Origin of the sequence: Thermocrispum municipale DSM 44069 (assembly GCF_000427825.1) — a bacterium.
Classification (GTDB): Bacteria; Actinomycetota; Actinomycetes; order Mycobacteriales; family Pseudonocardiaceae; genus Thermocrispum; species Thermocrispum municipale.
Map to the genome: position 1 here is coordinate 86338 of NZ_ATYT01000006.1, position 23262 is coordinate 109599.

Sequence of the window (23262 nt, forward strand, 5' to 3'; positions counted from 1 at the left end):
CGTGGCACGAGCAGACGGCAGGGCAGACAACGAGCTTCGCAAGGTCACCATCACCCGCGGGTACCAGAAGTGGCCTGCGGGGTCGGTGCTGATCGACGTCGGTAACACGCGCGTGTTGTGCGCGGCCAGCGTCGTCGAGGGTGTGCCGAAGTGGCGCGCGGGCTCGGGTCTTGGCTGGGTCACCGCGGAGTACGCGATGCTGCCGTCGTCGACCAACACGCGTAGCGACCGCGAGTCGGTGAAGGGCAGGTTGGGCGGCCGCACCCACGAGATCTCCCGGCTCATCGGCCGCTCGCTGCGGGCTTGTATCGACCTGGCCGCCTTGGGCGAGAACACCATCATGATCGACTGCGACGTGCTGCAGGCCGACGGTGGCACGCGCACCGCGGCGATCACCGGCGCTTATGTCGCGTTGCACGACGCCATCACGTGGCTCGCGGCCGCCGACCGCCTGGTCGATCCGCAGCCGCTGGCCAGTGGCATCGCGGCGGTCAGCGTCGGGGTGGTGGACGGCCGGGTGCGGCTGGATCTGCCGTACGAGGAGGATTCGCGCGCCGAGGTCGACATGAACGTCGTCGCGACGGACTCCGGCACGCTCATCGAGGTGCAGGGCACCGCGGAGGGCGCCACGTTCACCCGGTCGACGCTCGACGCGATGTTGGACATGGCACTCGCGGGCTGTGCCGAGCTGAGCCGGATCCAGGCCGCTGCCCTGGCCGAGCCGTACCCCGGCGAATTGCCGGAGCCACCCGCCAAGCCGTCCGGCCGGGCGCAGAAGAAGGCAGCGAAGTCGAAGTGAGCGAACAGACCCGGCTGGTACTGGCCACCCGCAACGCGCACAAGCTGACCGAGTTGCGACGCATCCTCGCCGACGAGGGACTGGCAGGCATCACGGTGCTCGGGCTGGCCGACGTGCCGGACTTCCCCGAGTCACCGGAGAGCGAGGCCACGTTCGAAGGAAACGCGCTGATCAAGGCGCGGGACGCGGCGCGGGCGAGTGGTCTGCCCGCGGTCGCCGACGACTCCGGGCTGAGCGTCGATGCGCTCAACGGCATGCCGGGCGTGCTGTCGGCGCGCTGGTGCGGCCGCCACGGGGACGACCGGGCGAACCTCGAACTGGTGCTCGGACAGCTGGCGGACGTGCCGGACGAGCGTAGGGGAGCGGCCTTCGTCTGCGCCGCCGCCCTGGTGATGCCGGACGGCACCGAGACGGTGGTGCGCGGCGAATGGCCGGGCACGATCGTCCGCGAGCCGCGCGGCACCAACGGTTTCGGTTACGACCCGATCTTCGTGCCGGAGGGTTCGACGAGGACTTCCGCCGAGTTGGCGCCGGCCGAGAAGGACGCCCAGTCGCATCGTGGGCGGGCTCTGCGGGCGCTCCTGCCGTACCTGCGGAAGCTGGCGGGCTAGCGTCGCAGCCGGTGTTCCGGACTGACCTGCCGGTCAACGTGCCGGCAAGGTCTGCCGTGCTCAAGATCCGCCCGCGCGGGGCGGTGTTCCACCGGCTCAGCCCCGCCCCGCTGAGGTGGTGATCGGTCTGACCGGCCGGTCAACTGGGGCACGGGAAGCCGCGTGCTGCGGTGCCACGCGGGTCGATGACGTGATCCACCAGGCTGACCGCGTGCGCCGCCGTTCTCTGCCGGGCTGACCGGCCGGTCAGTGACCCGTCGAGAATGCTGCGGTGCCGCGGATCGAGATCGTGCAGCGCACCGCGGGGCTGGGTGTCGTCTGCCGGTCAGCCGGCCAGCTTGAGGTTCTTCAGCAGCATCGCCACGTGACCGGTGGCCCGGACGTTGTACCGAACCTCGGCCAGCGTGCCGTCCGGCGCAACCACGAACGTCGAGCGGATGACGCCCTGCACGACCTTTCCGTAGTTCTTCTTCTCGCCGAAGGCGCCCCATTCGCGCATGACCTTCTTGTCGGGGTCCGACAACAACGGGAAGGTCAGCTGCTGATTCTCCGCGAACTTGGCCAGCGCCTGCTGGCTGTCCGGTGAGATGCCCAGGACCTGGTAGCCGGCGTCGTTGAGCACCGCGAGGTTGTCCCGGAAGTCGCAGGCTTGCTTCGTGCAGCCGGGGGTGCCTGCGCGGGGGTAGAAGTAGACGATGACGTGCTGGCCGGCGTAGTCGGACAGGCTGACGTCCTTGCCGGTGCTGTCAGGCAGGGTGAAGTCGGGGGCCTTGTCGCCCACCGCGAGTTTCGCATTGGCCACGGCCCAACCCTAGCTCTCCACCGGACCGGAGAACTCGGCGGAGGCGCGCTGCTGCGGACCGACCCGAACACGCAGCCCGGCCTCCGACGGCCACTCCTTGCTGCCATAGGCCAGCAGGACGGTGACCGAACGGGCGGGTGGCAGCTTCGTGCTCACCCCACGCAGGCCCGGGTAGCCCTTGGTGGAGTCGATGATCTCCTTGCTCGCCGGGTGTCCGTTCACCGACGCCTCCAGCCGCAGGCGGCTCATGTCGTACGGCTCGTCCGTGCCGTTGTGCAAGGTGAGTTCGAACGACACGGCGTGGTCGAAGCGTGGGTTGGCCGTGACGCTCGGCTTGAACGCCTGCGGCGCCGAGACGGTCACCGACACCCCGCTCGGGTACGTGTAGGGGCGGCCGAACACCGGTGCCTGCGTGGTGGTCGGCGCCGGTGGACCACTGCCGCCGGACGACGTGGCCGAGGAGCTGCCGTTGGACGGATCACCCGCAGCGCCGGACTGGCACGCCGCGAGGCACAACGTGGCGGCCAGCGCGAGGCAAGCTGCGGCGAGTCTCCGCCGGGTGGTCACAGGTCGCTCCTTCAGCGGCCGCCCGAAGCGGCTCGGCAGGGGGAAGGTTCGGACGGGCTGTCCGCCCGCCGGTCCACTTTGATGCACGTGCACGTGCGAGCGCGACTAGATCCGCTGACCGAGTCGTAGCTGGTGTTGGGCTGTGGCCAAGCCGTAACCGCAGCGGCACGGGAGGTGATCGCGCTCACCATGAAACGGACAAAACCGGCTGGTCAGGCGGCAAGGGCGAACAACAAGATGAACAGGCCGAGGGTGAAGATCCACCCCACGAAGATCCAGCCGAAAGCGCGCCACGGCCGGACGACGCCGCTGTCGTCGCCCGGCACGTAGACACCGCGGTCCTCGAACCACTCCACGAGGTCGAGCACCCACCGTAACGGGTTGACCATACTCCGTAGCGTACCGAGGAAGATCCGAATCGCACAGCCCGCACAATCTCACCTGACCTGGGCATAAAAGGGCCCCCGGCGCCGAGGGGGGAGGGGGCACCGGGGGCGAAGTACCGGCCCTGGGGGTCGACCGGCACTACGAGAGACTACCCGATCTGCCCAGTATTCATGCCCTAGGGTTACCGAATCGCAAAAGCAGGCACACTTGCATGTGACCGTGCAGATAGGCCTGCAGGCGAAGAATTTCCCGTGCTCCTGCTCGTGACCTGGAGTTTTCGCAGCTCGCCGGGAAATCATTCGCCAATGACGCCCCTGCGGCGCCGCCAGGAATGTGACGAAGATCAAGTCGACCTCGGCCTGTATGGCGGTGTGTAGCCGGGCATGTCCGCGCGGTGAGGCCGAAGTCGGGGGGCCGTGAAAAACACGCACGCGAGGGGCCGGGTAGGCGGCTGGCGATCGCGTCGGCATGGGATGGATGCGCCTGCGGCCGCGTGAGTTGCGCCGGGAGCTGGGGAACGGTGCCCACGGCTGCGAGGAGTCGCGCCGGGTTAGGGATCGCGTTCGCGGGTACGTGAATCGCCGGGCGGGCTGGGGATCGCGTTCGCGGGTACGTGAGTCGCCAGGCGCTGGGAGACCGTGCGCACGGCTGTGTGAGTCGCGACGGCCGTGGATCGAGCTCGTGGCTTCGTGCGTCGTGCCGGGCGCTGACGGACGTCAGGGCTGGGACGCGAGTCGGCAGTGCGACTCAGACCGCGGGATCATGCGGGTGGCTGGGCGAGGGAGTCAAGGCCGGCCGATCGTGCCCGGGTGATGGTGTGACGCCGCGTGACCGGGACCCTGAAAGGTCGGCGGAGGAAGGAACTGACGAAGCAGTCGCCGAGGTGGCCGCCTGGTGCGACTTGGTCCGTGAGTGCGACCCGCGAAAAGGACTGTGGTGTTGGGCAGGCCCCCCAACCCTGCCCAACACCACAGGCCGACACACAGCCACTGCCGCTCGATCCCAGCTCCCCAACTGCAATCGATCGGCGGCCCCCGTCTCGGCCGCTGAACGCAGCCTCGCGCGCGTGCGGAAACACCTGAAGTGCGCCACGCTCCGTTCCGCGTAAAATGCCTGCTTGCAAGCTGTGGAAACGTTTTCCGGTCCGGAACGGTAGGGGCAGGTGACAGGTTCGGAACTGGCCACCACGCCCCGCGAGCGCTTCGCCGAACGGTTCGCTCTGCTCTATGCGGAAGCCGGCAATCCGCCGCTGAAAAAGGTCACCGAGTCGGTGCACCGCGCGCGGCGACTGGACGATCGTGGGCGTCCGGTGCGCGTGACGGGGCAGCGGGTCAGCGACTGGCGCCGCGGCCGGAACGTCCCTGCGCGCTTCGCCGGGTTGGCCGCCGTGCTCCAGGTCCTGATCGGGGAAGCCCGCAAACGCCGCGCCGAACCCGTACTCGAAGGACTCTACGACCTCGCCGCGTGGCAGGAACTCTGGCAGCAGGCGCTGGCCACCCCGATCAGCGCGAGCTCGGCACAGAAGACCGACAGCGCCGAGACTCCGGTGGCCGACGACAGCGTGTGCCCGTACCGGGGTCTTGCCCCGTTCCGGCAGTCCGACAGCAGCTGGTTCTTCGGACGCGAGCGCAGCACGCGGCAGCTCCTCGGCAAGCTGCGCCGGGCGGCCGAGGTCGGCGGGTTCGTCATGGTCGTCGGTGCCTCCGGCGCGGGTAAGTCGTCGCTGTTACGGGCCGGGCTCGGACCTTCCCTGGCGCCGCGCACGCTCAACGATGCGCAAACGGCAACGTGGCCGGTCGTGGCGATCACGCCTGGCCGCGCCCCGCTGCACGAGGTCGCGGAGGTGGTCGACGAGCTTGCCGAGCCCTTGCGCACCGCGAGCTCGGTACTCGACGAGGGCGGAGACCCCGCGACCGAGCAGTTCGTGGCCGAAGTCCGGTCCGCGGTGCGAGCGTTCGCCGAACGGACCGGCGGCCCGGGTGCCGGGGTCGTGCTCGTCGTCGACCAGCTGGAAGAACTGTTCACTCTGACCAAGGACGAGGACGAGCGGCTGCTGTTCCTCCGGGTGTTGCAGGCCGCATGTTCCCCGAGCCCCGGGTTTCGGGCCGAACCGGCGCCCGGTCTCGTCGTGATGGGCGTCCGCGCCGACTTCTACGACCGCTGTCTGCGTTATCCGGCGATCGTGGAAGCCACCCACGACCGGCAGCTGGCGCTCGGCGCGATGACCGCACAGGAGCTGCGCGACGCGGTCGTGCGGCCGGCGAAAGCCGTCGGCCTGCAGTTGGAACGCGGGCTGGTCGAGCTGATGCTGGCCGATCTCGGCGCCCAGGTCACCACGGCCACCCGCGGGCGGGCGACGGCAGGTTACGACGCCGGTGCGCTCCCGTTGCTGTCTCACGCGCTGCTGGCGACATGGCAGCGGCGCAGCAGCGGCAAGTTGACCATCGCTGGGTACCGGGCAGCGGGCGGCATTCACGGCGCGGTCGCCGCGACGGCCGAACGAACGTGGGAGTCACTGGACGCCGCCGAACAGGCTGCTGCCAGGCGGATCCTGTTGCATCTGGTGCAGGTCGGGGAGACCACGCGCGATGTACGCAGACGAGCGACCCGGGCCGAGCTCGTGGCAGGCCTCGACGATGCCAGCGCGGCGGAGCAGGCGCTCGAATCGCTTGCGGCCGCCCGGCTGGTGACATTGGACGCCGACTCGGTGGAGATCAGCCACGAGGCGCTGCTGGAAGCCTGGCCGCGGCTGCGCAGCTGGATCGACGACAACCGGGCCGAGAACCTGCTGCGGCAGCGGCTGGAAGCCGACGCGCAGGTGTGGGACGCACAAGGCCGAGATGCGTCGCTGCTGTACCGGGGCGCACGGCTGGAATCGGCCATGCGGCTGTCGCAGGACGAGCGGTCGGTGGACGCCACACCGGTGGCGCGGGCGTTCCTGGACGCGTCCGCCCGCAACGCGCGCCGCAACCGATGGGTTCGTCGCGGTGGTGTGGCGCTGGTGTGTGTCCTGGCGTTGATCGCGGCGACAGCTGCCGCGATTGCGATCGATCAGCGCAACGAGGCCGAGTACCAGCAGATCGTGGCCGCCTCGGACAACCTGCAGACGACCGATCCGTCACTGGCAGCGCAGTTGGCCATGGTCGCCCACCGTGAGCGGCCGGACGACCCCGCGGTCACCGGCCGGTTGCTGGCGATGCAGCACGCTCCGCTGGCCACGCCGCTGCGCGGTCACCGAGCGGCGGTGTATCTGGGCAAGTTCCGCCCCGACGGCAAGGTGCTGGCCACCGCGAGCGAGGACCGTACGGTGCAGCTGTGGCGGTTGCCGGACAAAGGCAGCCCTGTCCGGTTGGGCAAGCCGCTGACCGGTCACGACGGTTGGGTGGGCGTCGCGATCTTCACGCCGGACGGTCGCACGCTGGCCACCGCGGGCGAGGACGGCACCATCCGGATGTGGGACGTCACCAAGCCGGAGAAGGCCAAACCGCTCGGCACGCCGCTGGACGGCCGTCACGGCATCGTCTACATGATTCACTTCAGCCCCGACGGCAAGCTGATGGCGACCGCACATGGCGACGGCTCGGTCCGGATCTGGGACATGTCCGATCCCGCGCGGCCGCGGTGGAAGCAGGACCTGACCGGCCACACCAGGGCGGTTCGCTCGGTGGCGTTCTCCCCGGACGGCGAGTACTTGGTCAGCGGGAGCGACGATCACGACGCGCGGCTGTGGCGGATGAGCAACGGCAAGTTCTCGCAGCTCGGTGGCCCGCTGAAGGGTGCAGCCGACAAGGTGCACGCCACGGTGTTCAGTCCCGACGGACACACCCTGGCCGTCGCCGTGGAGGACGGCACCGTGCAGTTGTGGGACGTCAGCAAACCGAACCGACCCAAGCCGGTCGGTGGCCCGCTGTCCGGTCACGAAGGCCTGGTGTGGGAGTTGTCGTTCAGTCCGGACGGCCGCACGCTCGCCTCGGCCAGCTCGGACGGCACCGCGCGACTGTGGAACGTCGCACGCCCGGAGCGAGCCGGTCCGTTGGGGCGGCCGCTCGCCGCGGCAGGCGGCATCGTGTACGCGGTCGAGTTCAGCCCGGACGGCGAGCAGTTGCTCACCACCAGCGAGGACGGCGTCAGCAGGTTGTGGACCCTGCCGCCGCGGAGGCTGCCTGCGCATGCCGACGGGGTCGCCGCGGTCGCCGTGAGCCCGAACGGCAACCTGCTGGCGACCGGCGGAGCTGATCAGGTCGCCCAGCTGTGGCAGGTCGGACCCGATCGCCGGCCTCGGCCGGTGGGCCCGCCGCTGACCGGACCGCGCGGCGTCGTCGGCCACCTCGAGTTCCACCCGAACGGCAGGCTGCTCGCGGTCGGCAACGACGCCGAGGAGCTGCGCTTGTGGCGGGTCGACAAGCCGGGTTCGCCGAAACCGATCGGCGAACCGTTGGAGGGCAGCAGTGGCTACTTCAGCAAGGACGGGCGGGTGCTCGTCGTGGTCAACGGCAGCGTGCTTCGCCTGTACGACATCGCCGACCCCGCAAAGCCGACGTTGCTGAGCACGGTCGACACCGGGCAGGCGACGTACGTGACGTCCGTGGCGTTCAGCCCGAACAAGCCGGTGCTGGCCACCGGTGCGTTCGACAAGACGGTGTTGCTGTGGGACGTCAGCGACCCGGAGAAGCCGCGGCGCATCGGTAAGCCGTTGCAGGCCCACCGGGGGCCGGTGTGGGCGGTGCAGTTCCGGCCCGACGGGGAGGTACTGGCGACCGCGAGCGGCGATCGCACGGTGCGGCTGTGGGACGTGCGCCGGCCGGAACGGCCGACCGCGCTCGGCGAACCACTGCGCGGCCATACCGACGCGGTCACGACACTGGCCTTCGGGCCCGATGGCGATCGTCTGGTCACCGGTAGTTACGACAAGACGATCCGGATCTGGTCGGTGCGGGACCGCACGTCGACGTCGTTGCCCGGCCACACCGGGATCATCGAGGATGTGGCGATGACCGACGGCGGCGAGGCGTTGTCGGCCAGCAGCGACGGCACGGCTCGGCTGTGGGATCTGCGAGTTGCGCACAGCGCCCGGCGCATCTGTGACAAGACGGCGTCCGTGCTGACCGAGGCGGCGTGGGAACGGCACATTCCGTATCAGGACTACGACCCACCCTGCCGCTGAGAGCGGCGCGCGGCTCGGTGGCCGCCTGCGTTCGGGCAGTCCGACCGGTCCGTAGGACCATCACTCGAGCACAAGTACGCCCGGTCGAACTTTGTTGTTTAGTAGCCTGAGTTCATGTCGGTGTCCGCGCTTTCGGCGAGTAGCCAGAACTACTTGAAGGCGGTGTGGAGCCTCGGCGAATGGTCCGACGAACCCGTCACCGCGTCCACCCTGGCGGCTCGCGTCGGCGTGAAGCTGTCCACGGCGTCGGACGCCATCCGCAAGCTCACCGACCAGGGCTTGTTGGAGCACGCCCGGTACGGAGCGGTGACCCTGACGCCGGAAGGGCGCGCGCTGGCGGTGGCCATGGTGCGCAGGCATCGATTGATCGAGACGTTCCTGGTCGACGTGCTCGACTACGACTGGGATCAGGTGCACGACGAGGCCGAGACTCTCGAGCACGCGGTGTCGGACTTCCTCATCGAGCGGATCGACGAGAAGTTGGGGCATCCGGACCGGGATCCGCACGGTGATCCGATCCCGCGGGCCGACGGCACGGTGCAGAAGCCGCATGCGGTGCGGTTGAGCGAGTTCGGGCCGAACAAGCGGGCGCGAGTGGAACGGATCGCCGACGACGACCCCAGGCTGCTGCAGTTCTTGGCAGGCAACGCCATCGGCTACCGAACGGTCCTGCACACCCGGCCGCCCGCGCCGTTCTCCGACACGGTCGAGGTCGAGGTCGAGGCCACGGGTGCGATCCTGCCGCTCGGCCGGTCGGCCACCGACGCGGTGTGGGTATCCCCGGTGAGCTGATTCGGACCGATGCCGGCGGCCGCGGACGACGATCGATCCGACGACGGGGACGTCGACGGCCCCGCCCCAGCGCGATCGGAAGGTACGGGTGACCGCAACGACTTGGGTACCGACATCGCGATCGCACACGCCAACCGGCTGATCCACCACCAGCTGCATCCGGAGGAAGCGCTGCCGTCGGCAGGCGACATGGTCGAGGACGACATGCGCGGAGTTCTCGCGCACGGCCTCATGCAGATCGGGCGCGATCCGGTGGTCGTCGACTGGCTTGATCGCCCGCGCTCCGTTCCGGCCTGCGTGATTGCGTTCCTGCTCGGCGGTGTGCTGGTCAGCGCGTTGTACTTCTGGTTCGGCCTGCCTGGTGTGTTCGGCGCGGCTTTTCTGGTGGGTCCGATCTTCGGCGTGGGGGTCAGTCTGGTTCTCGCCCGGCTCATCGTCCGGCTGCGATACCGCGCACGGCTGCCGAAACCGAGAATCGACGGATTGACCGTGGCCTTTGCCTTCGTCGCGGGCTTGGTGGTCACCGTCTCGATCATCGCGACCGCGACCGGTTCGTGGATCACGCACTACCTGCTGGTGATGCCGATCCTGATCGTGATCCTCGTCGTGTGCATCACGCCGATGTACTACGTGGGAGTCAAGGACAGCTACGAGGCCGACTGAGCCGTGCTGACGGCACGAACGGCGTGCAGTCGGTGTCGCCTGCGCTGCTCGATCCGGGTGCCGAGGTACCCGACCACGAACACCAGGCCGTAGAACACCGCCATGCCCGCGCTGGTCGCCGCATCGAGCTCGTAGGCGATCCAGAATCCGGCGAGCGCGCCGCCTGCCGCGATCACCGCGGTGAGGGCGAACAGCACCGGTAGGCGTCTGCTGAGCAGGTACGCCGTGGCAGGCGGCACGATCATCAGCGCGATGACCAAGATCGCGCCCGCGGCGTGGAAGGCGGCTGTGACCGTCAGCGACACGACGAACATGAAGGCCGTGTTGACCAGGCCCACCCGGATACCGAGGCTGCCTGCGAACTGCGGGTCGAACGTGGTGACCTTCAGCCGCGAGTAGCCGGCGCCCAGGAACGCGCAGTTGAGGGCGAGAACCGCGAGCATCACGTACAAGTAGGTCGGCCCGATCGACACACCCCCGACGGTCAGCTGCTCCCACGCGGCGAGGTTGAGGTCTCCGACCAGCACGGCGTGCGTGTCCAGGTGGACGTTGGCGAACTTCGCCGTCACGAGGATGACCCCGGCGCTGAAGAGTGCGGGGAACACCAGGCCCTGCGGAGCATCGCCGGTGAGCAGCCCGGTGCGCCCGAGCCACTCGCTGCCCACGGCCACCACCAGCCCGGCGAGCGCCGCGCCGACGATCAGCAGCGGTGACTCCAGATCCTGGGTGAAGAAGTAGCCGACGACGATGCCGGGCAGGACGGCGTGGCTGATCGCGTCGACCAGCATGGAGTTCTTGCGCAGCACGATGAACGTTCCCGGTAACGCGCACGCCAGCGCCGTCACGACCGCGAGCAAGGCGGTACCGAGGACGAAGTTCATGCCGCCGATCCCTTTCCGGTCAGCTCACGCTTCAACGCGGCACGCGCGCGGCGTCGGGTCAGCACCGCGGTGACGATGCTGCGGCGCGGCGATGCCAGCAGCGAGACGAGAAAGAGCGCGAACAAGGTCAGCACGATGAGCGGTCCGGTCGGCACGTTGCCGAGCACGATGGACAGATACGCGCCGACGCCGCTGCCGAGCGCGCCGAACACCGCAGACAGCGTCACCATGCCGGGCAACGTCCGGGTCCACTGCCTGGCCGCGGCGGGCGGGGTGACGACGAACGCGACCATCAACACCAGCCCGACGGCCTTCACCCCGATGACCGTGGCGATGACGATCGTGGTGAACATCAGCGTGTCGATCGCGCGGGCGCTGAAGCCGAGGACACTGCTGTGGTCCGGGTCGAACGTGCGCAGCGCGAATTCCTTCCAGAACAGCAGCATCAGCGCGAGCGCGACCGCGCCTACGGTCAGGCTGGTGATGAGGTCGGCGATGGTGATCACCGAGGCGTTGCCGAACAGGTAGTCCTGGATGCCGCCCTTCCCGGGGAACTCGCCGTTGGCGATGATCCGCAACAGCAGCATGCCCGCGCCGAAGAAGATGGTCAGCGAGACGGCCATGGCGGTGTCGATGCTGATCTTGGACGTCCGGGCGACACCGTTGGCGAACAGCACGGCGATCGTTCCCACCACCACCGCTCCCGCGATGAGCCCGAGCATGTTGCGTCCGCCGGTGCCGGCGAGCAGGACGGCGGCAAGGAACGCCAGCAGCGTGCCGGGCAGCGCCGCGTGCGCGATGACGTCACTGATCAGCGACTGTTTCCGCAGGTAGGCGAAGCTGCCGAGGGCACCTGCGACGAACCCGATGGTGACCGTGCCGGCGAGCACCATCCGGTAGGTGTGGTTGGTGAAGAACTCGAGCAAGCTCATGAGACGAACTCGAGGAAGCTGTCGTCGTCGGCCGCGACGTCGTACGCGGTGCGAATGTTCTCCTTGGTGAAGGACTCCGCTGCCGGACCGGAGGAGACCACGCGCTGGTTGAGCAGGGTGACGTGGTCGCAGTACTCGCGCACGGTCACCAGGTCGTGGTGCACGATGACCACGGTCTTGCCCTGCTCGCGAAGCGCATGCAGGACCGCCACGATGGCTTGTTGGCTCTTGGCGTCGACGCCCTGGAACGGCTCGTCCATGAAGTACAGGTCGGGGGACTGCACCAGCGTGCGGGCCAGGAAGACGCGCTGGCGCTGGCCTCCGGAGAGCTCGCCGATCTGCCGCGACGCGAGGTCGGCGATGCCGGTCTGTTCCATCGCCGCCATCGCGCGGGCGCGTTCGGCCCGGCCCGGGCGACGCAACCATCCGAGGGAGCCGTAGGTGCCCATGAGCACCACGTCCTGCACGGTGGTGGGGAAGTCCCAGTCGACGGTGGCCGACTGGGGCATGTAGCCGACGCGTTGCCGCACGCGCGCCAGCGGCAGGCCGAAGAACTCGGTCCGGCCGGTCAGCGGTTTGACCAGGCCGAGCATCGCTTTGATCAGCGTCGACTTGCCCGCACCGTTCGGGCCGACGACGCCCATCACGACGCCACGCGGCACGAAGAGATCGACGTTGCGCAGCACGGGCTCGGCCCGGTATGCCACCGAGAGGTTCCTGGCGACACAGGCGAACTCCCCGTCCCGCCGCGCCGATGCACTCGTCATGCCGCTCCCTTCCCGAGGGCCGCTGCGACGGCGCGCGCGTTGTGGCGGAACACGCCGAGGTAGGTGTCGACACCGGGCTCGGCCCCGAGCGAGTCGGCGTAGAGCTCCGTGTCGGAGATCGTGGTCTCGAAGTCCAGCGCCCGCACGGCCTCCTGCAGGCTGGTGATCGCCTGCGGGTTCGCCTGGTTGTCCTGGAAGATCACCGGGATCCGGTACTCGGCGATCACGGCAGCCAGGTCGGACAGCTCCTCGGCGCTGAGCACCGCGGCGGTGGAGACGAAGTCGGTGGCGTGCACCTGCAGGTCGTAGGTCTTGCCGAAGTAGTTGAACGCGTCGTGGGCGGTGACGAGCATCCGCGGCTCGGGCACACCGGCCAGCAGTTTCTCTGCCTCGGCTGCCGCATCGGCGATCTCGGCCCGGTACTCCGCGGCGTTGCGTTGGTAGGCCTCCGCCCGTGCCGGATCGACCTCGCCGAGTTTGTCCGCCACGTGCCCGACCACCAGCGACCACGCGTCAGGGCTGTTCCAGATGTGCGGGTCGTGAAGTGGTTCGCCGTCGGCATCGGTCTCCGGCAAGGACAGCAGCTGCTCCTCGGGGAGCTGCTCGCCGACCGCGAGCTGCTTGTCACCGAGGCTGCGAAGCTGGTCGACCATGTGGGCTTCCAGATTCAGCCCGGTCCACAGCACCAGGTCGGCGTCGTGGATCTGCTCGATGTCTTTCGTCGACGGCTGATAGGTGTGCGGGTCGCCGCCGGGACCGACCATGGTCACCACGGTCGCCTCCGGAGCGATGTTCCGCACCGCGTCCGCCAGATAGCCGGTCGTCGCATAGACCGTGAGGCCATCGCGATCCTCCGCCGCGACGGCCGTGCAGCCCGCCAGCGCGAGCACCGCGCTCGCCACAGCGGCCAGTGCCGTCATGAGCCGGGAACGCACTGCCATGCGACGACCTCTCGATGCGGAGAACTCGTATGTTTGTGCCGCCGTAGTTGAATCGAGTCTAACAAGGAGAGCAGATTTTTCGCTGTGACGAAATTCGCTCGTGAGCTGCGGTGAATATGCGGGTAGCCGCGTGGTACGCGGGCGGGGAGGATGGGTGCGCGCCAGGTCGCGCAGTGAGAGCAAGTGCGGGAGGTGGGACTCGAACCCACACGTCCGAAGACACGGCGACCTAAACGCCGCGCGGCTGCCAATTACGCCACTCCCGCGTACGCTCCCCATGCTAGATCACCGCTCAACCACCCGGTGGTGGCCGGCCGACATGCGGTGTCACTGCCGAAGGCCGGTCGGGGGATGATCTAGCCTGACGTCTACCAGCGGTGGTACGAGCTGGGCACGAGCTGAGGAGGTTACGTGGTCCGCGACCAGGAAGCGATCGAGCGGGACATCGAGAAGGCGCGTGACGCGCTCGCGGAGACCCTGGATCAGCTCGGCACGAAAGCCAGCCCGAAGCGACTGGCCGACAACGCCAAGTCGTCCGTGCAGGCCAAGCTCGAGCAGCCGGCGGTCAAGTACTCGCTGATGGGTGTCGGCGCGCTGGTTGCCTTGCTGTTCTTGCGCAAGCTGTTCCGGCGGAAGAAGTAGGGCACAAGGCGACAGCGGCCTAAGTGCAGTCGTCCGCGCGGGCAGAGGGAGCGAACGACGGCAGCGCCTGCCGCCCGGCTCGTCGAATCGGCCAGCAGGCTGAGTGCGCCGCGCCGGCGATGCGGGCGGAGCGAATGCGCACTGATCGCAGTCCGCATGAGCGCAGCACGAACTGGCGGCACGTGCTCGTCGCCTGTGCTCACGGCGGGCGGGTGCCCGCCGCGGAAGTCTCAGGCCTGGTTGGCCGCCGCGGGAACAGCTTCCTCGGCCGACCCGGCGGGCTCAGGATGTTCCGACGAGTCGTCCTTGGGGGCCTGTTTGGCAGGCCGCTTGGCGGCCTTGGCCCGCTTCGGCTTCTTCGGCGTCTGCTTCGGCACCTCCGGCTTGGTGCCCTTCGCGGGCTGGGCCGGAACCGACGCCTCGGCCTCCTGCTTCTCCTCGGCCGGGGCCTCAGCTCCGGCTGGTTCGTCTTGAGCAGGTGGTTCCGGGGCCTCGTTCGCTGCGGTGCGACTCATCCGCGCCTCGATGTAGGCGGCGGTGAAGTCCAGTGCGCTGCCGTTGAGCAGGTGCACGACCGTGCGCCCCGGTTCGTCGGGGGCGAGCCGCTCGGCCAGTTGATCGGCCATGTCCCTGGCCGCGATGATGCCGGGCGCGTGCCCCGTGAGCGTCTTCCCCCTCCCGCTCACGGTGATCGTCCAGTCCGCATCATCCTGGACATATGTCGCGGTGATGGCCTCCATCGATCCCCACCCCCTTCATTCGTGCAGTGTGTGTCACTGTCGAGAGAGCTGCCGTCCGAATCCATGACGCGAAATGAGAAATAACCCGAACGGCCGACAGTCCCACTACTCCAAATGGCGGCCGCTTAACGTTACGCGCGGTTACTGCTACTGGTCGTGAACCGCGTACCCAGGCTGGACAGCCCACCCCAGATCACGCCCCACGCATAGTTTGTCGCTCGTTCGGGCGAAATGTCACGTTTGCGCTCACACCACGCGGCCATCCGCTCGCATCCACCGACCAAGATCTCGGCGGCGACCTCGAGGTCGTCCTCGGGTGCGTGCGGGGCGAAGCGGCGCAAGTGACGCATGTGCAGCTCGGTCTGCTGGCGGCGGATGGCCTCCACCTCTTCCGCCGCCGCGGGGCCCAGGACGCCCAGCTCGTGTCGTAGCAGTGCCCATGCCTGGCGTCGCTGGTCCATGAACTGGAAGTAGGCGAGCAGCCCGCGGCGAAGCGCGTCTTCCGCCGACGTCGCGGCCGCAAGTGCGCGTTCGGTGGCTTGGAGGAGTTCGGCCCTTGCCTGCCGGAGTGCGGCGAGAAGCAAGCCTTCCTTCGAATGGAAGTACTCGTACAGCATCGGCTTGGACACACCGACGCGTTCGGCGATGTCGTCCATCGACGCGGCGAGGTAGCCGTGCTCGGCGAACACCTGCACGGCGACCGCGATCATCTGCCGCTCGCGCTCGGCGCGCGGCACTCGCTTGCGCTTGCCGGTGGTGCTCACTCCAGCACTCTATCCAACCGAACTTACTTCCGGTAAGGTGGACTGCCGGTAACACCTAAATGCTCGACGACGAGACGGAGGCCGGCAGTGGGCGCGCAGGATATGGCGGAGGCCGGTGTGCAGGAGCGCACCACGGTAGTGATCGTGGGGACGGGTTTCTCCGGCCTGGGCATGGCCATCCAACTGCGCAAGGCGGGCAGGGACGACTTCATCATCCTGGAGAAGGCCGACGAGATCGGTGGCACGTGGCGGGACAACAGCTACCCCGGCTGTGCGTGCGACGTCCAGTCGCACATGTATTCCTTCTCGTTCGAGCAAAACCCCGACTGGTCGCGCTGGTTCTCCGGCCAGCAAGAAATCTTCGGCTACCTCAAGGGTTTGGTCGACAAGTACGGTCTGCGGCGATTCATCCGCTTCGGGCGGGAAATGGTCGGCGCGCAATGGGACGCGGCCGAAGGTGTCTGGACGGTTCAGGACGCGCAGGGCCGCAGCTATCAGGGGCGCTTTCTGGTCAGCGGAGTGGGAGCGCTGCACATTCCGAACATCCCCCATCTGGATGGCATCGAACGTTTCCAGGGCGAGGCTTTCCACTCCGCGAACTGGAATCACGACTACGACCTGAACGGCAAGCGCGTCGCGGTGATCGGAACCGGGGCGAGCGCGATTCAGTTCATCCCGCAGATCGCTCCGCGAGTGGCACAGCTGACGGTTTTCCAGCGGACGCCGCCGTGGGTGATGCCGAAGCCGGATCGACCCATACCGGGGTGGATGCGCACGGCGTTCCGGCGGGTTCCGGGCGCGCAGCGGTTGGTGCGCAACGCGCTCTACTGGTTCCTGGAGGCCCGGGTGCTGGGCTTCAACGGGCATCCGACGCTGCTGAAGCTGGCGTCGAAGATCGCCGAGCGGCAGATCGCCAAGCACATCAAGGATCCGCAACTGCGCGCCAAGCTCACCCCGAACTACGTGATGGGCTGCAAGCGGGTCCTGCAGTCGAACGACTATTACCCGGCGCTGGCCCGCGACAACGTCGACGTGGTGGACCAGGGCATCGCGCACGTGCGCGAGCACAGCATCGTCGACGGCGCCGGGGTCGAGCACGAGGTCGACGCGATCATCTACGGCACCGGGTTCCATGTCACCGACGCGTTCGACCACCTGGCGGTCGAGGGCGAGGACGGGCGCGACCTGGCCAAGGAGTGGGCCACGCACGGCATGCGGACGCACCGCGGGATCTGCGTCGAAGGTTTCCCGAACCTGTTCTTCCTGCTCGGGCCCAACACCGGCCTCGGGCACAACTCGGTGGTCTTCATGATCGAGTCGCAGGTCCGGTACGTGCTGGACGCCATCCGGTTGGTGGAGTCCTCGGATGCTCAGGCGCTGCGGGTGCGCCCGGAAGCGCAAGAGGCGTTCCAGCGGGAGATCCAACGCAAGCTGGCCAAGGGCGTGTGGAGTACCGGCGGATGCACCAGCTGGTATCTGGACTCACAAGGGGTCAACCGGACGATCTGGCCCGGGTTCACCTGGCGCTATTGGCTGCAGACCCGCTCGGTCGACCCGAGCGAGTTCGAGCTCGTCCAGCGGGTGCCGGCCGCGGCCCGCTGACCCTCAGCGGTGGCCGTCGCCGCCGACCGCCAGCTCGCGCAGCCGGTCGAGCAGGGTTTCGGGCGCCAGGCCGCACAGCTCGGCCATCTGCTCGACGGCCGCTTTGTTGAGGCAGATCTGGGTGCTGTGCCCGGGTTGCTCCAGGCGTCCGGCGGCCCACCGCTGTAGCGGGAGCAGATCCGGCTCGTCGACGCTCGCGACCTTGATGAGGTCGATCTGGACGTCCCCGGGCGCGGCCGCGAACACCGTCCGGTCGACGCGGGCCAGCAACTCGTGAGGTTGCTCACCCAGCGCTACGCAGATCTCCGCCAACCGGACGACAGAACACTGCCGGGTGCCCAGTTCGTATGTCGCCAGCGTCTGGAGCGAGATGTCGCTCTGAAGGTGCTGGTTGAGCTGCTTACGCGTCCAGCCGCGGCGTTTCCGCAGCAAGCGCAGCTCCTCACCCAGCGCCTGCTGGTAAAGCTCGCCATTCACCTGCACGCCGACGGGACGGATTCACCGGGCGGGCATGACGCGAAGACGACACAGGATTCTGTCGGTTACGCCAATCAGGTGGTGCTCGGTGGACCGAGGAGCGGGCGGGGCCGTGGGAGGAACCGGACAGTAGAGGTGCCCGCCGGTCCGCGGGCAAGCCGGGAGCGGCGAAGCCGAAGGGCGGCGGGCGGTGCCGCAGACTCCGGGCAGGCTCCTGGGAGCCACCGTGGGGACGACGCCGGGACGGTTCAGCGCCTTCGCATGGCCCGAAGAATCCGGTCGACGATCCCGCGCTGCCGCGAAGCCGGAAAGCAAGCTCGTTCCGCCGATCAGGCCTATGCCGTTGGCCTCCGAACCGGCCCCGTACGGGTCGCCATGGTCAGAGCCGCCGCGCGGCGACCCGGTACATCTCAATTCGTCAGTAGACGCAGCGGATCCCGTCCGCCGTGATCGGCTTCTCGTCGTCCTCCTGCTGGGGTTGCTGCGCGGGCCGCAGTGTCGCGTGCTGACTCGCGCCCTGTGGCTGGCTTCCACCACCGGTGGCGTCGCCGCCGCCGTCCTCCGGGTAGTCCGCGCCGATCAGCACGTGCACCTGGCCCGGGTTCAGCGCCTCGTCCTCCACCAGCTGGGCCGACACCGGCAGCGAGTCCACCACCATCTGGCCGAACTCCTTCTCGCCCGGCGCGTGCTTGACCACCGTGGTGTCCTGCGGCGGGATGTCGCCGGTCGTTCCGGACTTGAAGCCGAGGCCGCTGAGCTTGTCCATGACCCTGGCGGCCAGGCCGGTCACGCCGACCCCGTTCATCACGTCCACGGTCACCTGCGCGTGCTTCGGGTCCGGCTTGTTCTTGACCGGCTTCTTCACGCTGCCGGACAGGCTCGCGATGAACTCACGCACCTGCTGCGGGTCGACCTCGAGCGCCAAGCCGTCCTCCGGCGTGCTGATGTCACCGACCACCGGGATGGTGGTGAACTGCACCTGGCCACCGGACAGGCCGCTCATCTGTTTGGCGAAGTCGATGATGTCCCAGCCGTGGTTGAGCACCACCGACCGCTTCAGTGCCTTCGCCAGATCGGACAGCTTGCCGGGATCGGTCAGCGTGCCGCTCGAGATGGTCTTGCGGGCCAGGCCTGCCATGAACACCTGCTGACGCACCACCCGGTCCAGGTCGCCGCGCGGCAGGCCGTGCCGCTGCCGCACGAACGCCAGCGCCTTCACACCCGAGATGGTCTGTTTGCCCGCTTTGAAGTTCGCGCCGGACTTCTCGTCCTGCGTGGCCTCCTTCAGGCACACCTCGACGCCGCCGAGGGCCTGGGTGATCTCGTAGAAGCCGAGCAGGTTGACCGAGGCGTAGTTGTCGATCGTCCGCCCGGTGAGGTCCTCGACCGTCTTGATCAGCAGCTTCGCGCCTGCCTGGTTGGACTTGCGGAAGATGGTCCGCTCGTCGGTCTCGCCGGAGTCGCGCAGCTCGCGCGCGGTCACGTTCTTGGCGCGTCCGTAAGCGGAGTTCAGCTTGTGTTTGCCGTAGCCGTCGGCGATCTCCACGTAGGAGTCGCGGGGGAGGGAGATGGCCACCGCCTTGCTGCCGTCGTTGGGGATGTGCAGCAAGATCATCGTGTCGGTGTTGTTCTCGCCTTCGTCCTTGCCCGCCTTGAACTTCTTCAACAGGCTCTTGGGCAGCGTCTTCCCTTGAGTGTCCTGACGGCTGTCCATGCCGACCAGCAGGATGTCGCGCGAACCGTCGGCAGGCAGCGGGCCGGAGTCCCCGCCCGCGATGACGTCGACCGATTCCATGCCCGTGGTGAAGTTCTGCAGGCTCGCGTAGCCGTAGCCGGTGAACGCGATCACCAGGACCGAGACCAGCGCGACGATGATCTTGCCCGCCAGGGCCGGAACGTTGGGCGGAGTCGGCTTCTTCGCCGGTTGACGTCCCGCCGGCCTGCGCGGCGGCGCACCGCCTGCGCGACCGGCGGGTGGTCTACCCGATGGGTGTGGCCGCGGTGGTGTAGCCCGCGGGACAGGACGCGTCGCGTCACTGTGCCACGACGGTGGCAGCCTGCGTCCGCCGTCCGAGCGTGGCCTGTACGCCACAACTGCTCCCTTCGCCATCCCGTTGCCGGGCCCCGTGCATGAGACGCGCTGGGCCATTTCTGGGTTGTCCCGCTTGTCGCAGCGTCGCATACGCCAGGGCTCGCTCAGCGCAGGACGCGCGATTTGTGCGGTCACGGTAACGGGTGACGGGTTAGCCATCCGTAACCCGGGGGTATGTCTTCACGTTCGACCGGGTGAGCAACCCGATTGGTGCGAAAAACGTCACGAGGTGCCGGAAATGTCAGCAAAGCCGTACTTGTGCCGGGTGGCTGGCTCGGCCCGGGCGGCGAGCAACGGGAAATCAGTACCTTGCGGGAAATTCGGTACTGTCGCCGGCCAGCTGAACTTGATCTCTGCCTTGTTCCTTGGCCAGGTAAACCGCTGCGTCCGCGGCGTGCAGCAACGCGTCGACACTTCGGCCGTGCTGCGGATAAACGGCGACACCGATCGATGTGGTGCGGTCGGTGATGGTCACCGGTTCGCCGCGCTTGCCGCGCGTGGTGATGGACGACGTGGCCACGCGATGCCGGATCCGCTCGGCTGTGTGATACGCCTGCAGCGCGTCGACATCACTGATGAGCACCAGAAACTCCTCGCCACCGAACCGTCCGACCACGTCTTGCGGCCGGGTGACCTCGGTGAGCAGCTCCGCGACCCGGCGCAGCACGTCGTCGCCCGCCGGATGGCCGTAGGTGTCGTTGATGTCCTTGAAGTGGTCGAAGTCGATCATCAGTACGGCCAGCCCGCTCTCCGAGCGCACCGCGCGTTGGAACGTGCGATGCGCGGACTCGGTCCAGCCGCGCATGTTCAGCAGGCCGGTCTTCGGGTCGGTGCGGACGTCCGACTGCAGCTGATCGAGTTCGGCGAGCCGGTTGAACACCACGGTGACCACCGCCATGATCGCCACCGTCGGTGGCATGATCACCAGCAGGATCGCCGTGACCGCGCCGAGGCCGATGGTGACCGCCTCCAGCACGTTGTCCGCCTTCGTGCCCAGCGAGCTCTGCAGCGTCGGACGGCTGGTGTTCAGCGCGATGATGCTGCCCACGTAGAGGATCTGGACGCCCTCGTAGACCAGCGCGGCCACCACGAGGTACCCGAACTCGCTGATGAACTGCCACCCGCTCAGCAGACCCCAGTCCGTCGGATCCAGCGCCGTGTAGGCCAGGTGCGCGGTGGACGCGGCCAACGCGTGGGTGATCGACGAAAACAAAAAGTTGTGCGCAGGTCGGCGGGCGGAAAACCAGCGCTGGACACGCACCAATGCCACCAAGGCGATGATCAACGGGACGGGCAGAACAATCGCCGCGGGAAAGATCCACACCGCGGTCAGATCGATCAATACCCCGCGCAGTCCGCGATTTCTCCGACGCGCTTCCTGGCGGCGGGTCAATTGAATGTGAATTGTCGCCCCAGTGGCCAGGATCGCGAACTGGATCACGTCGATCGAGCGCACCGGTGGCGAATTGACGGATGTCACGGCAAGGACCGCGACGGCAATTGTTTCCGCGACCAGGAGAAAAACGATGAATCGTTTCGGTCGCTGCCACAGCAGCCACTGGCGGACGTGCCGTGGATAGCCGGCACGTTGCGCGGGGATGACCGGTGCCCCGTCGTCCGAGCGTGCTGGACAGGCCCCATGAGCGCCGCTCGCGGGGTGCTCGGCCGGAGCTCGCGACTGCGGCCGATGCCTCGATCCAGCCACTCGGTTACCTCCCGCTCCCGCCCGATGGTGAGCGGTGAGCTGCCCGGCGGGTGCCTATGAGAAACTCCGCTCGGCCTGTTGCCAGTATCATCTCACTGCGCGTGCACCGACAGTTCACAGGCCTGTAGCTTTCTGTCATGATGCTTGCCGAAACGCGTTGTTGTCGATCGGAGGTGACTACCTTGTCTGATCGTGACTTCTGATCACCGGTGATGATCAAGAAAAACCCCTTTGTGGACTGTGGAGGATTTCATGTCTGACCGCGACTTCTGATTCCGCGCCCCTGCCGAGTCGAAGCGAGTTGCTGTGTGGAAAGGACCCCCTGTGTACGACCGTGACTTCTGACTTAGCCGACGTCCGCAGCGACCTTGACGGCGCCGGGCCGCACCCGCTGACGGGCCCACGCCACGGCGACTGCGGTGGCGGCGAGGACCCCCAGCGCGCCGGCCAGTGCAACCGTGCCGGTCGCCGAACCGATCGCCGTGGCCACCACGCCGCCCAGCGCCACGCCGAGGCCTTGCGTCACCCGTAAGGCGGTCCGGAACAGGCCCATCACGGACCCTCGGACGTTGTTCGCCACCGAGCTGTTGACGGTCGCGGCGACGGTGAGGATGTACGCGCCGCTGGCGCCGGAGGCTGCCAACAGCAGCAGCGCGACCACCAGTGGCGGCTGCACCGCGAAGCCGAGCAGCGCCGCGGACGAGATGACCGCCAACGGCCCCATCAGGCGCAGCCGGGTCGCGGGCGAGGCGTAGTGCGAGAAAACGAACGCGCCGATGACGAAGCCGAGCGGGTCGGCGGCGAGCAGCCACCCGACCGCGACGTCCGGCTCGTCCATCTGCGCGGCGATCGGAGCGGCGAGGCCTTCGGGTACGACGGTCAGCCCGACCAGCAACGCCATGGCGAACAGGACGCGCAGATGCGGGTCGGACGCGGTGATGCGCGCTCCGGCGAACCAGCCGTCCTCCGGGCTGCCCGCGGCGGGCCGCCAGCGCACGGTGAGGTGGATGATGACCGCGGCGAGGACGAACGTGGCCGCGTCGATCGCCAGCGCCCACGGCACCCCGACCGCGGTGACCAGCAGCCCGCCTCCGGCCAGCCCGAGCAGCATCATCGTGTTGGTGGTGATGCCGCGCAGGTCCTGGCTGCGCAGGTACTCGGCGTCGTCGTCGAAGGCTTCCCGCGCGGTGGCGTTCTGCGCCGCATTCGTCGGTGCGGACAACATGGCCACGAAGAAGACCAGCGCGCACAACACCGGGAGCGGCATCCCGGGTATCACCATGATTCCGACCAGTGCCGCCTGGGCCAGGATGCACCAGATCAGCAGTGTGCGGCGGGGGAAGCGGTCGGCGAGCTGGGACAACCCCAGGCCACCGAACAGCGCGGGCAGGAACGTCATCGCGTAGACCACGGCCGACCACAGTGGCGAGGCGGTGCGCTGATACACCAAAATGGCCAAGGCGACCTTCGCGAGCTGGTCACCCGCGATGGACAGCGCCTCGGCCAGCCACAGGCCGCGGAACTCGCGGTTCGCGACGACGCGACTGAACCGCGGAATGGTGGTCTGCTTGCGCTCAGTTCTGCGCACAGACGCCATGCTCCCCTCGATGGTGGGCCGCGATCGTTGTGCACATAGGCAGAGACTTCCCTGTCGCGAGTATGACGAGCGGGGGCCGGCCGTGATCGACTCGTTGCCGCGCGACTCCACATAGTACAAGTCTGATGACGGTGTGTCACAAATTCTGTCGCTCCTACCGGTTCGGCTGTTACGCCGGACTGGTCGGGCGTGCGCACTCGGCCCGCTCCGCCGACCGCTCGCCGCTGGCCCGCTTATCCGTCCTGACCTGCGCAGGAGACTGAGGGCACGGGACCCATCAGGCGCCCCGCAGGCTCAGTGCGACGCGTCGCCATCGGCGAGATTGCGCGTCACGGCA

21 protein-coding genes and 1 tRNA gene are annotated in these 23262 nt (G+C 68.2%); 8 read left to right on the top strand and 14 right to left on the bottom strand.

Going from position 1 to position 23262, the window contains the following annotated elements:
* The first annotated feature begins 1 nt into the window (after position 1).
* Together rph and rdgB are read left to right on the top strand one after the other, a co-directional pair.
* Complete coding sequence (rph, locus tag YWM_RS0107320; RefSeq protein WP_028850179.1) at positions 2-799, top strand: ribonuclease PH; 798 nt, start codon at positions 2-4, stop codon at positions 797-799.
* Positions 796-1410: an RdgB/HAM1 family non-canonical purine NTP pyrophosphatase gene (gene rdgB, locus YWM_RS0107325; RefSeq protein WP_028850180.1), complete on the top strand. Its 615-nt coding sequence runs from the start codon at positions 796-798 to the stop codon at positions 1408-1410. The genes rph and rdgB overlap by 4 nt, the downstream gene beginning before the upstream one ends.
* A gap of 325 nt (positions 1411-1735) precedes the next feature.
* On the opposite strand, the gene bcp is transcribed toward rdgB, so the two are convergent.
* The 3 genes from bcp to YWM_RS26400 all read right to left on the bottom strand — a co-directional run bounded on the left by bcp (position 1736) and on the right by YWM_RS26400 (position 3168).
* Positions 1736-2212, bottom strand: coding sequence for a thioredoxin-dependent thiol peroxidase (bcp, locus tag YWM_RS0107330; protein WP_028850181.1), 477 nt, complete (start codon positions 2210-2212; stop codon positions 1736-1738).
* Between the two features lie 9 nt (positions 2213-2221).
* Positions 2222-2779 carry a hypothetical protein gene (locus YWM_RS25135; protein WP_052344649.1) on the bottom strand — a complete coding sequence of 186 codons (558 nt, stop codon included), beginning with the start codon at positions 2777-2779 and terminating at the stop codon, positions 2222-2224.
* 212 nt (positions 2780-2991) lie between these two features.
* The gene (locus YWM_RS26400; RefSeq protein WP_169720967.1) at positions 2992-3168 is read right to left on the bottom strand and encodes a hypothetical protein; all 177 of its coding nucleotides are present in this window, start codon (positions 3166-3168) and stop codon (positions 2992-2994) included.
* 1160 nt (positions 3169-4328) lie between these two features.
* Here YWM_RS26400 and YWM_RS0107345 point away from each other — a divergent pair.
* The 3 genes from YWM_RS0107345 to YWM_RS0107355 all read left to right on the top strand — a co-directional run bounded on the left by YWM_RS0107345 (position 4329) and on the right by YWM_RS0107355 (position 9785).
* Positions 4329-8330 (top strand): WD40 repeat domain-containing protein, encoded by a 4002-nt coding sequence (locus YWM_RS0107345; protein WP_052344650.1) that lies wholly within the window; start codon positions 4329-4331, stop codon positions 8328-8330.
* A 114-nt stretch (positions 8331-8444) separates the two neighbouring features.
* Positions 8445-9122 (top strand): metal-dependent transcriptional regulator, encoded by a 678-nt coding sequence (locus YWM_RS0107350; RefSeq protein WP_028850183.1) that lies wholly within the window; start codon positions 8445-8447, stop codon positions 9120-9122.
* Positions 9123-9224: 102 nt separating this feature from the next.
* Positions 9225-9785 carry a hypothetical protein gene (locus tag YWM_RS0107355; RefSeq protein WP_156914687.1) on the top strand — a complete coding sequence of 187 codons (561 nt, stop codon included), beginning with the start codon at positions 9225-9227 and terminating at the stop codon, positions 9783-9785.
* Here YWM_RS0107355 and YWM_RS0107360 read toward each other — a convergent pair.
* The 5 genes from YWM_RS0107360 to YWM_RS0107380 form a co-directional block, all read right to left on the bottom strand.
* Positions 9770-10666, bottom strand: a complete 897-nt coding sequence (locus tag YWM_RS0107360; protein WP_028850185.1) for a metal ABC transporter permease — start codon at positions 10664-10666, stop codon at positions 9770-9772. The two genes, YWM_RS0107355 and YWM_RS0107360, sit on opposite strands and share 16 nt — an antisense overlap.
* Complete coding sequence (locus YWM_RS0107365; protein ID WP_028850186.1) at positions 10663-11598, bottom strand: metal ABC transporter permease; 936 nt, start codon at positions 11596-11598, stop codon at positions 10663-10665. The genes YWM_RS0107360 and YWM_RS0107365 overlap by 4 nt, the downstream gene beginning before the upstream one ends.
* Positions 11595-12365, bottom strand: a complete 771-nt coding sequence (locus YWM_RS0107370) for a metal ABC transporter ATP-binding protein (RefSeq protein ID WP_028850187.1) — start codon at positions 12363-12365, stop codon at positions 11595-11597. The genes YWM_RS0107365 and YWM_RS0107370 overlap by 4 nt, the downstream gene beginning before the upstream one ends.
* On the bottom strand, positions 12362-13306 hold the full coding sequence (locus YWM_RS0107375; RefSeq protein ID WP_028850188.1) for a metal ABC transporter substrate-binding protein: 945 nt from the start codon (positions 13304-13306) through the stop codon (positions 12362-12364). Before YWM_RS0107375 ends, YWM_RS0107370 begins: the two co-directional genes overlap by 4 nt.
* Before the next feature lie 184 nt (positions 13307-13490).
* Positions 13491-13572, bottom strand: a tRNA-Leu gene (locus YWM_RS0107380).
* A 145-nt stretch (positions 13573-13717) separates the two neighbouring features.
* Between YWM_RS0107380 and YWM_RS0107385 the strand changes: the two genes are divergently transcribed.
* A complete protein-coding gene (locus tag YWM_RS0107385) occupies positions 13718-13948 on the top strand; it encodes a DUF3618 domain-containing protein (RefSeq protein ID WP_028850189.1) in 231 nt (76 codons plus the stop codon).
* A gap of 230 nt (positions 13949-14178) precedes the next feature.
* Here the strand turns inward: YWM_RS0107385 and YWM_RS26780 are convergent, their stop codons facing one another.
* Positions 14179-14688, bottom strand: coding sequence for an NADH-quinone oxidoreductase subunit E (locus YWM_RS26780; protein WP_245565954.1), 510 nt, complete (start codon positions 14686-14688; stop codon positions 14179-14181).
* 131 nt (positions 14689-14819) lie between these two features.
* Positions 14820-15452: a TetR/AcrR family transcriptional regulator gene (locus YWM_RS22575; RefSeq protein WP_052344651.1), complete on the bottom strand. Its 633-nt coding sequence runs from the start codon at positions 15450-15452 to the stop codon at positions 14820-14822.
* 117 nt (positions 15453-15569) lie between these two features.
* Here YWM_RS22575 and YWM_RS0107400 point away from each other — a divergent pair, with 117 nt between their 5' ends.
* The gene (locus YWM_RS0107400) at positions 15570-17054 is read left to right on the top strand and encodes a flavin-containing monooxygenase (protein ID WP_028850190.1); all 1485 of its coding nucleotides are present in this window, start codon (positions 15570-15572) and stop codon (positions 17052-17054) included.
* Positions 17055-17057: 3 nt separating this feature from the next.
* Here the strand turns inward: YWM_RS0107400 and YWM_RS0107405 are convergent, their stop codons facing one another.
* Together YWM_RS0107405 and YWM_RS0107410 are read right to left on the bottom strand one after the other, a co-directional pair.
* On the bottom strand, positions 17058-17537 hold the full coding sequence (locus YWM_RS0107405; protein WP_028850191.1) for a helix-turn-helix domain-containing protein: 480 nt from the start codon (positions 17535-17537) through the stop codon (positions 17058-17060).
* A 412-nt stretch (positions 17538-17949) separates the two neighbouring features.
* Positions 17950-19623, bottom strand: a complete 1674-nt coding sequence (locus YWM_RS0107410) for an LCP family protein (RefSeq protein WP_043660071.1) — start codon at positions 19621-19623, stop codon at positions 17950-17952.
* A gap of 194 nt (positions 19624-19817) precedes the next feature.
* On the opposite strand from YWM_RS0107410, the gene YWM_RS27155 reads away from it, so the two are divergent.
* Positions 19818-19967 (top strand): DUF6455 family protein, encoded by a 150-nt coding sequence (locus YWM_RS27155; RefSeq protein WP_425426518.1) that lies wholly within the window; start codon positions 19818-19820, stop codon positions 19965-19967.
* On the opposite strand, the gene YWM_RS22580 is transcribed toward YWM_RS27155, so the two are convergent.
* Positions 19925-21175 (bottom strand): GGDEF domain-containing protein, encoded by a 1251-nt coding sequence (locus YWM_RS22580; RefSeq protein WP_043660154.1) that lies wholly within the window; start codon positions 21173-21175, stop codon positions 19925-19927. The two genes, YWM_RS27155 and YWM_RS22580, sit on opposite strands and share 43 nt — an antisense overlap.
* 499 nt (positions 21176-21674) lie before the next feature.
* Positions 21675-22916: an MFS transporter gene (locus YWM_RS0107420; protein ID WP_245565955.1), complete on the bottom strand. Its 1242-nt coding sequence runs from the start codon at positions 22914-22916 to the stop codon at positions 21675-21677.
* Positions 22917-23262: the final 346 nt, after the last annotated feature.

Excerpts from the sequence above, each read along its gene's own strand:
- YWM_RS26400 (WP_169720967.1), bottom strand. The coding sequence starts at position 3,168 with ATGGTCAACCCGTTACGGTGGGTGCTCGACCTCGTGGAGTGGTTCGAG.
- YWM_RS0107350 (WP_028850183.1), top strand. The coding sequence starts at position 8,445 with ATGTCGGTGTCCGCGCTTTCGGCGAGTAGCCAGAACTACTTGAAGGCG.
- YWM_RS0107360 (WP_028850185.1), bottom strand. The coding sequence starts at position 10,666 with ATGAACTTCGTCCTCGGTACCGCCTTGCTCGCGGTCGTGACGGCGCTG.
- YWM_RS0107365 (WP_028850186.1), bottom strand. The coding sequence starts at position 11,598 with ATGAGCTTGCTCGAGTTCTTCACCAACCACACCTACCGGATGGTGCTC.
- YWM_RS0107370 (WP_028850187.1), bottom strand. The coding sequence starts at position 12,365 with ATGACGAGTGCATCGGCGCGGCGGGACGGGGAGTTCGCCTGTGTCGCC.
- YWM_RS0107375 (WP_028850188.1), bottom strand. The coding sequence starts at position 13,306 with ATGGCAGTGCGTTCCCGGCTCATGACGGCACTGGCCGCTGTGGCGAGC.
- YWM_RS26780 (WP_245565954.1), bottom strand. The coding sequence starts at position 14,688 with ATGGAGGCCATCACCGCGACATATGTCCAGGATGATGCGGACTGGACG.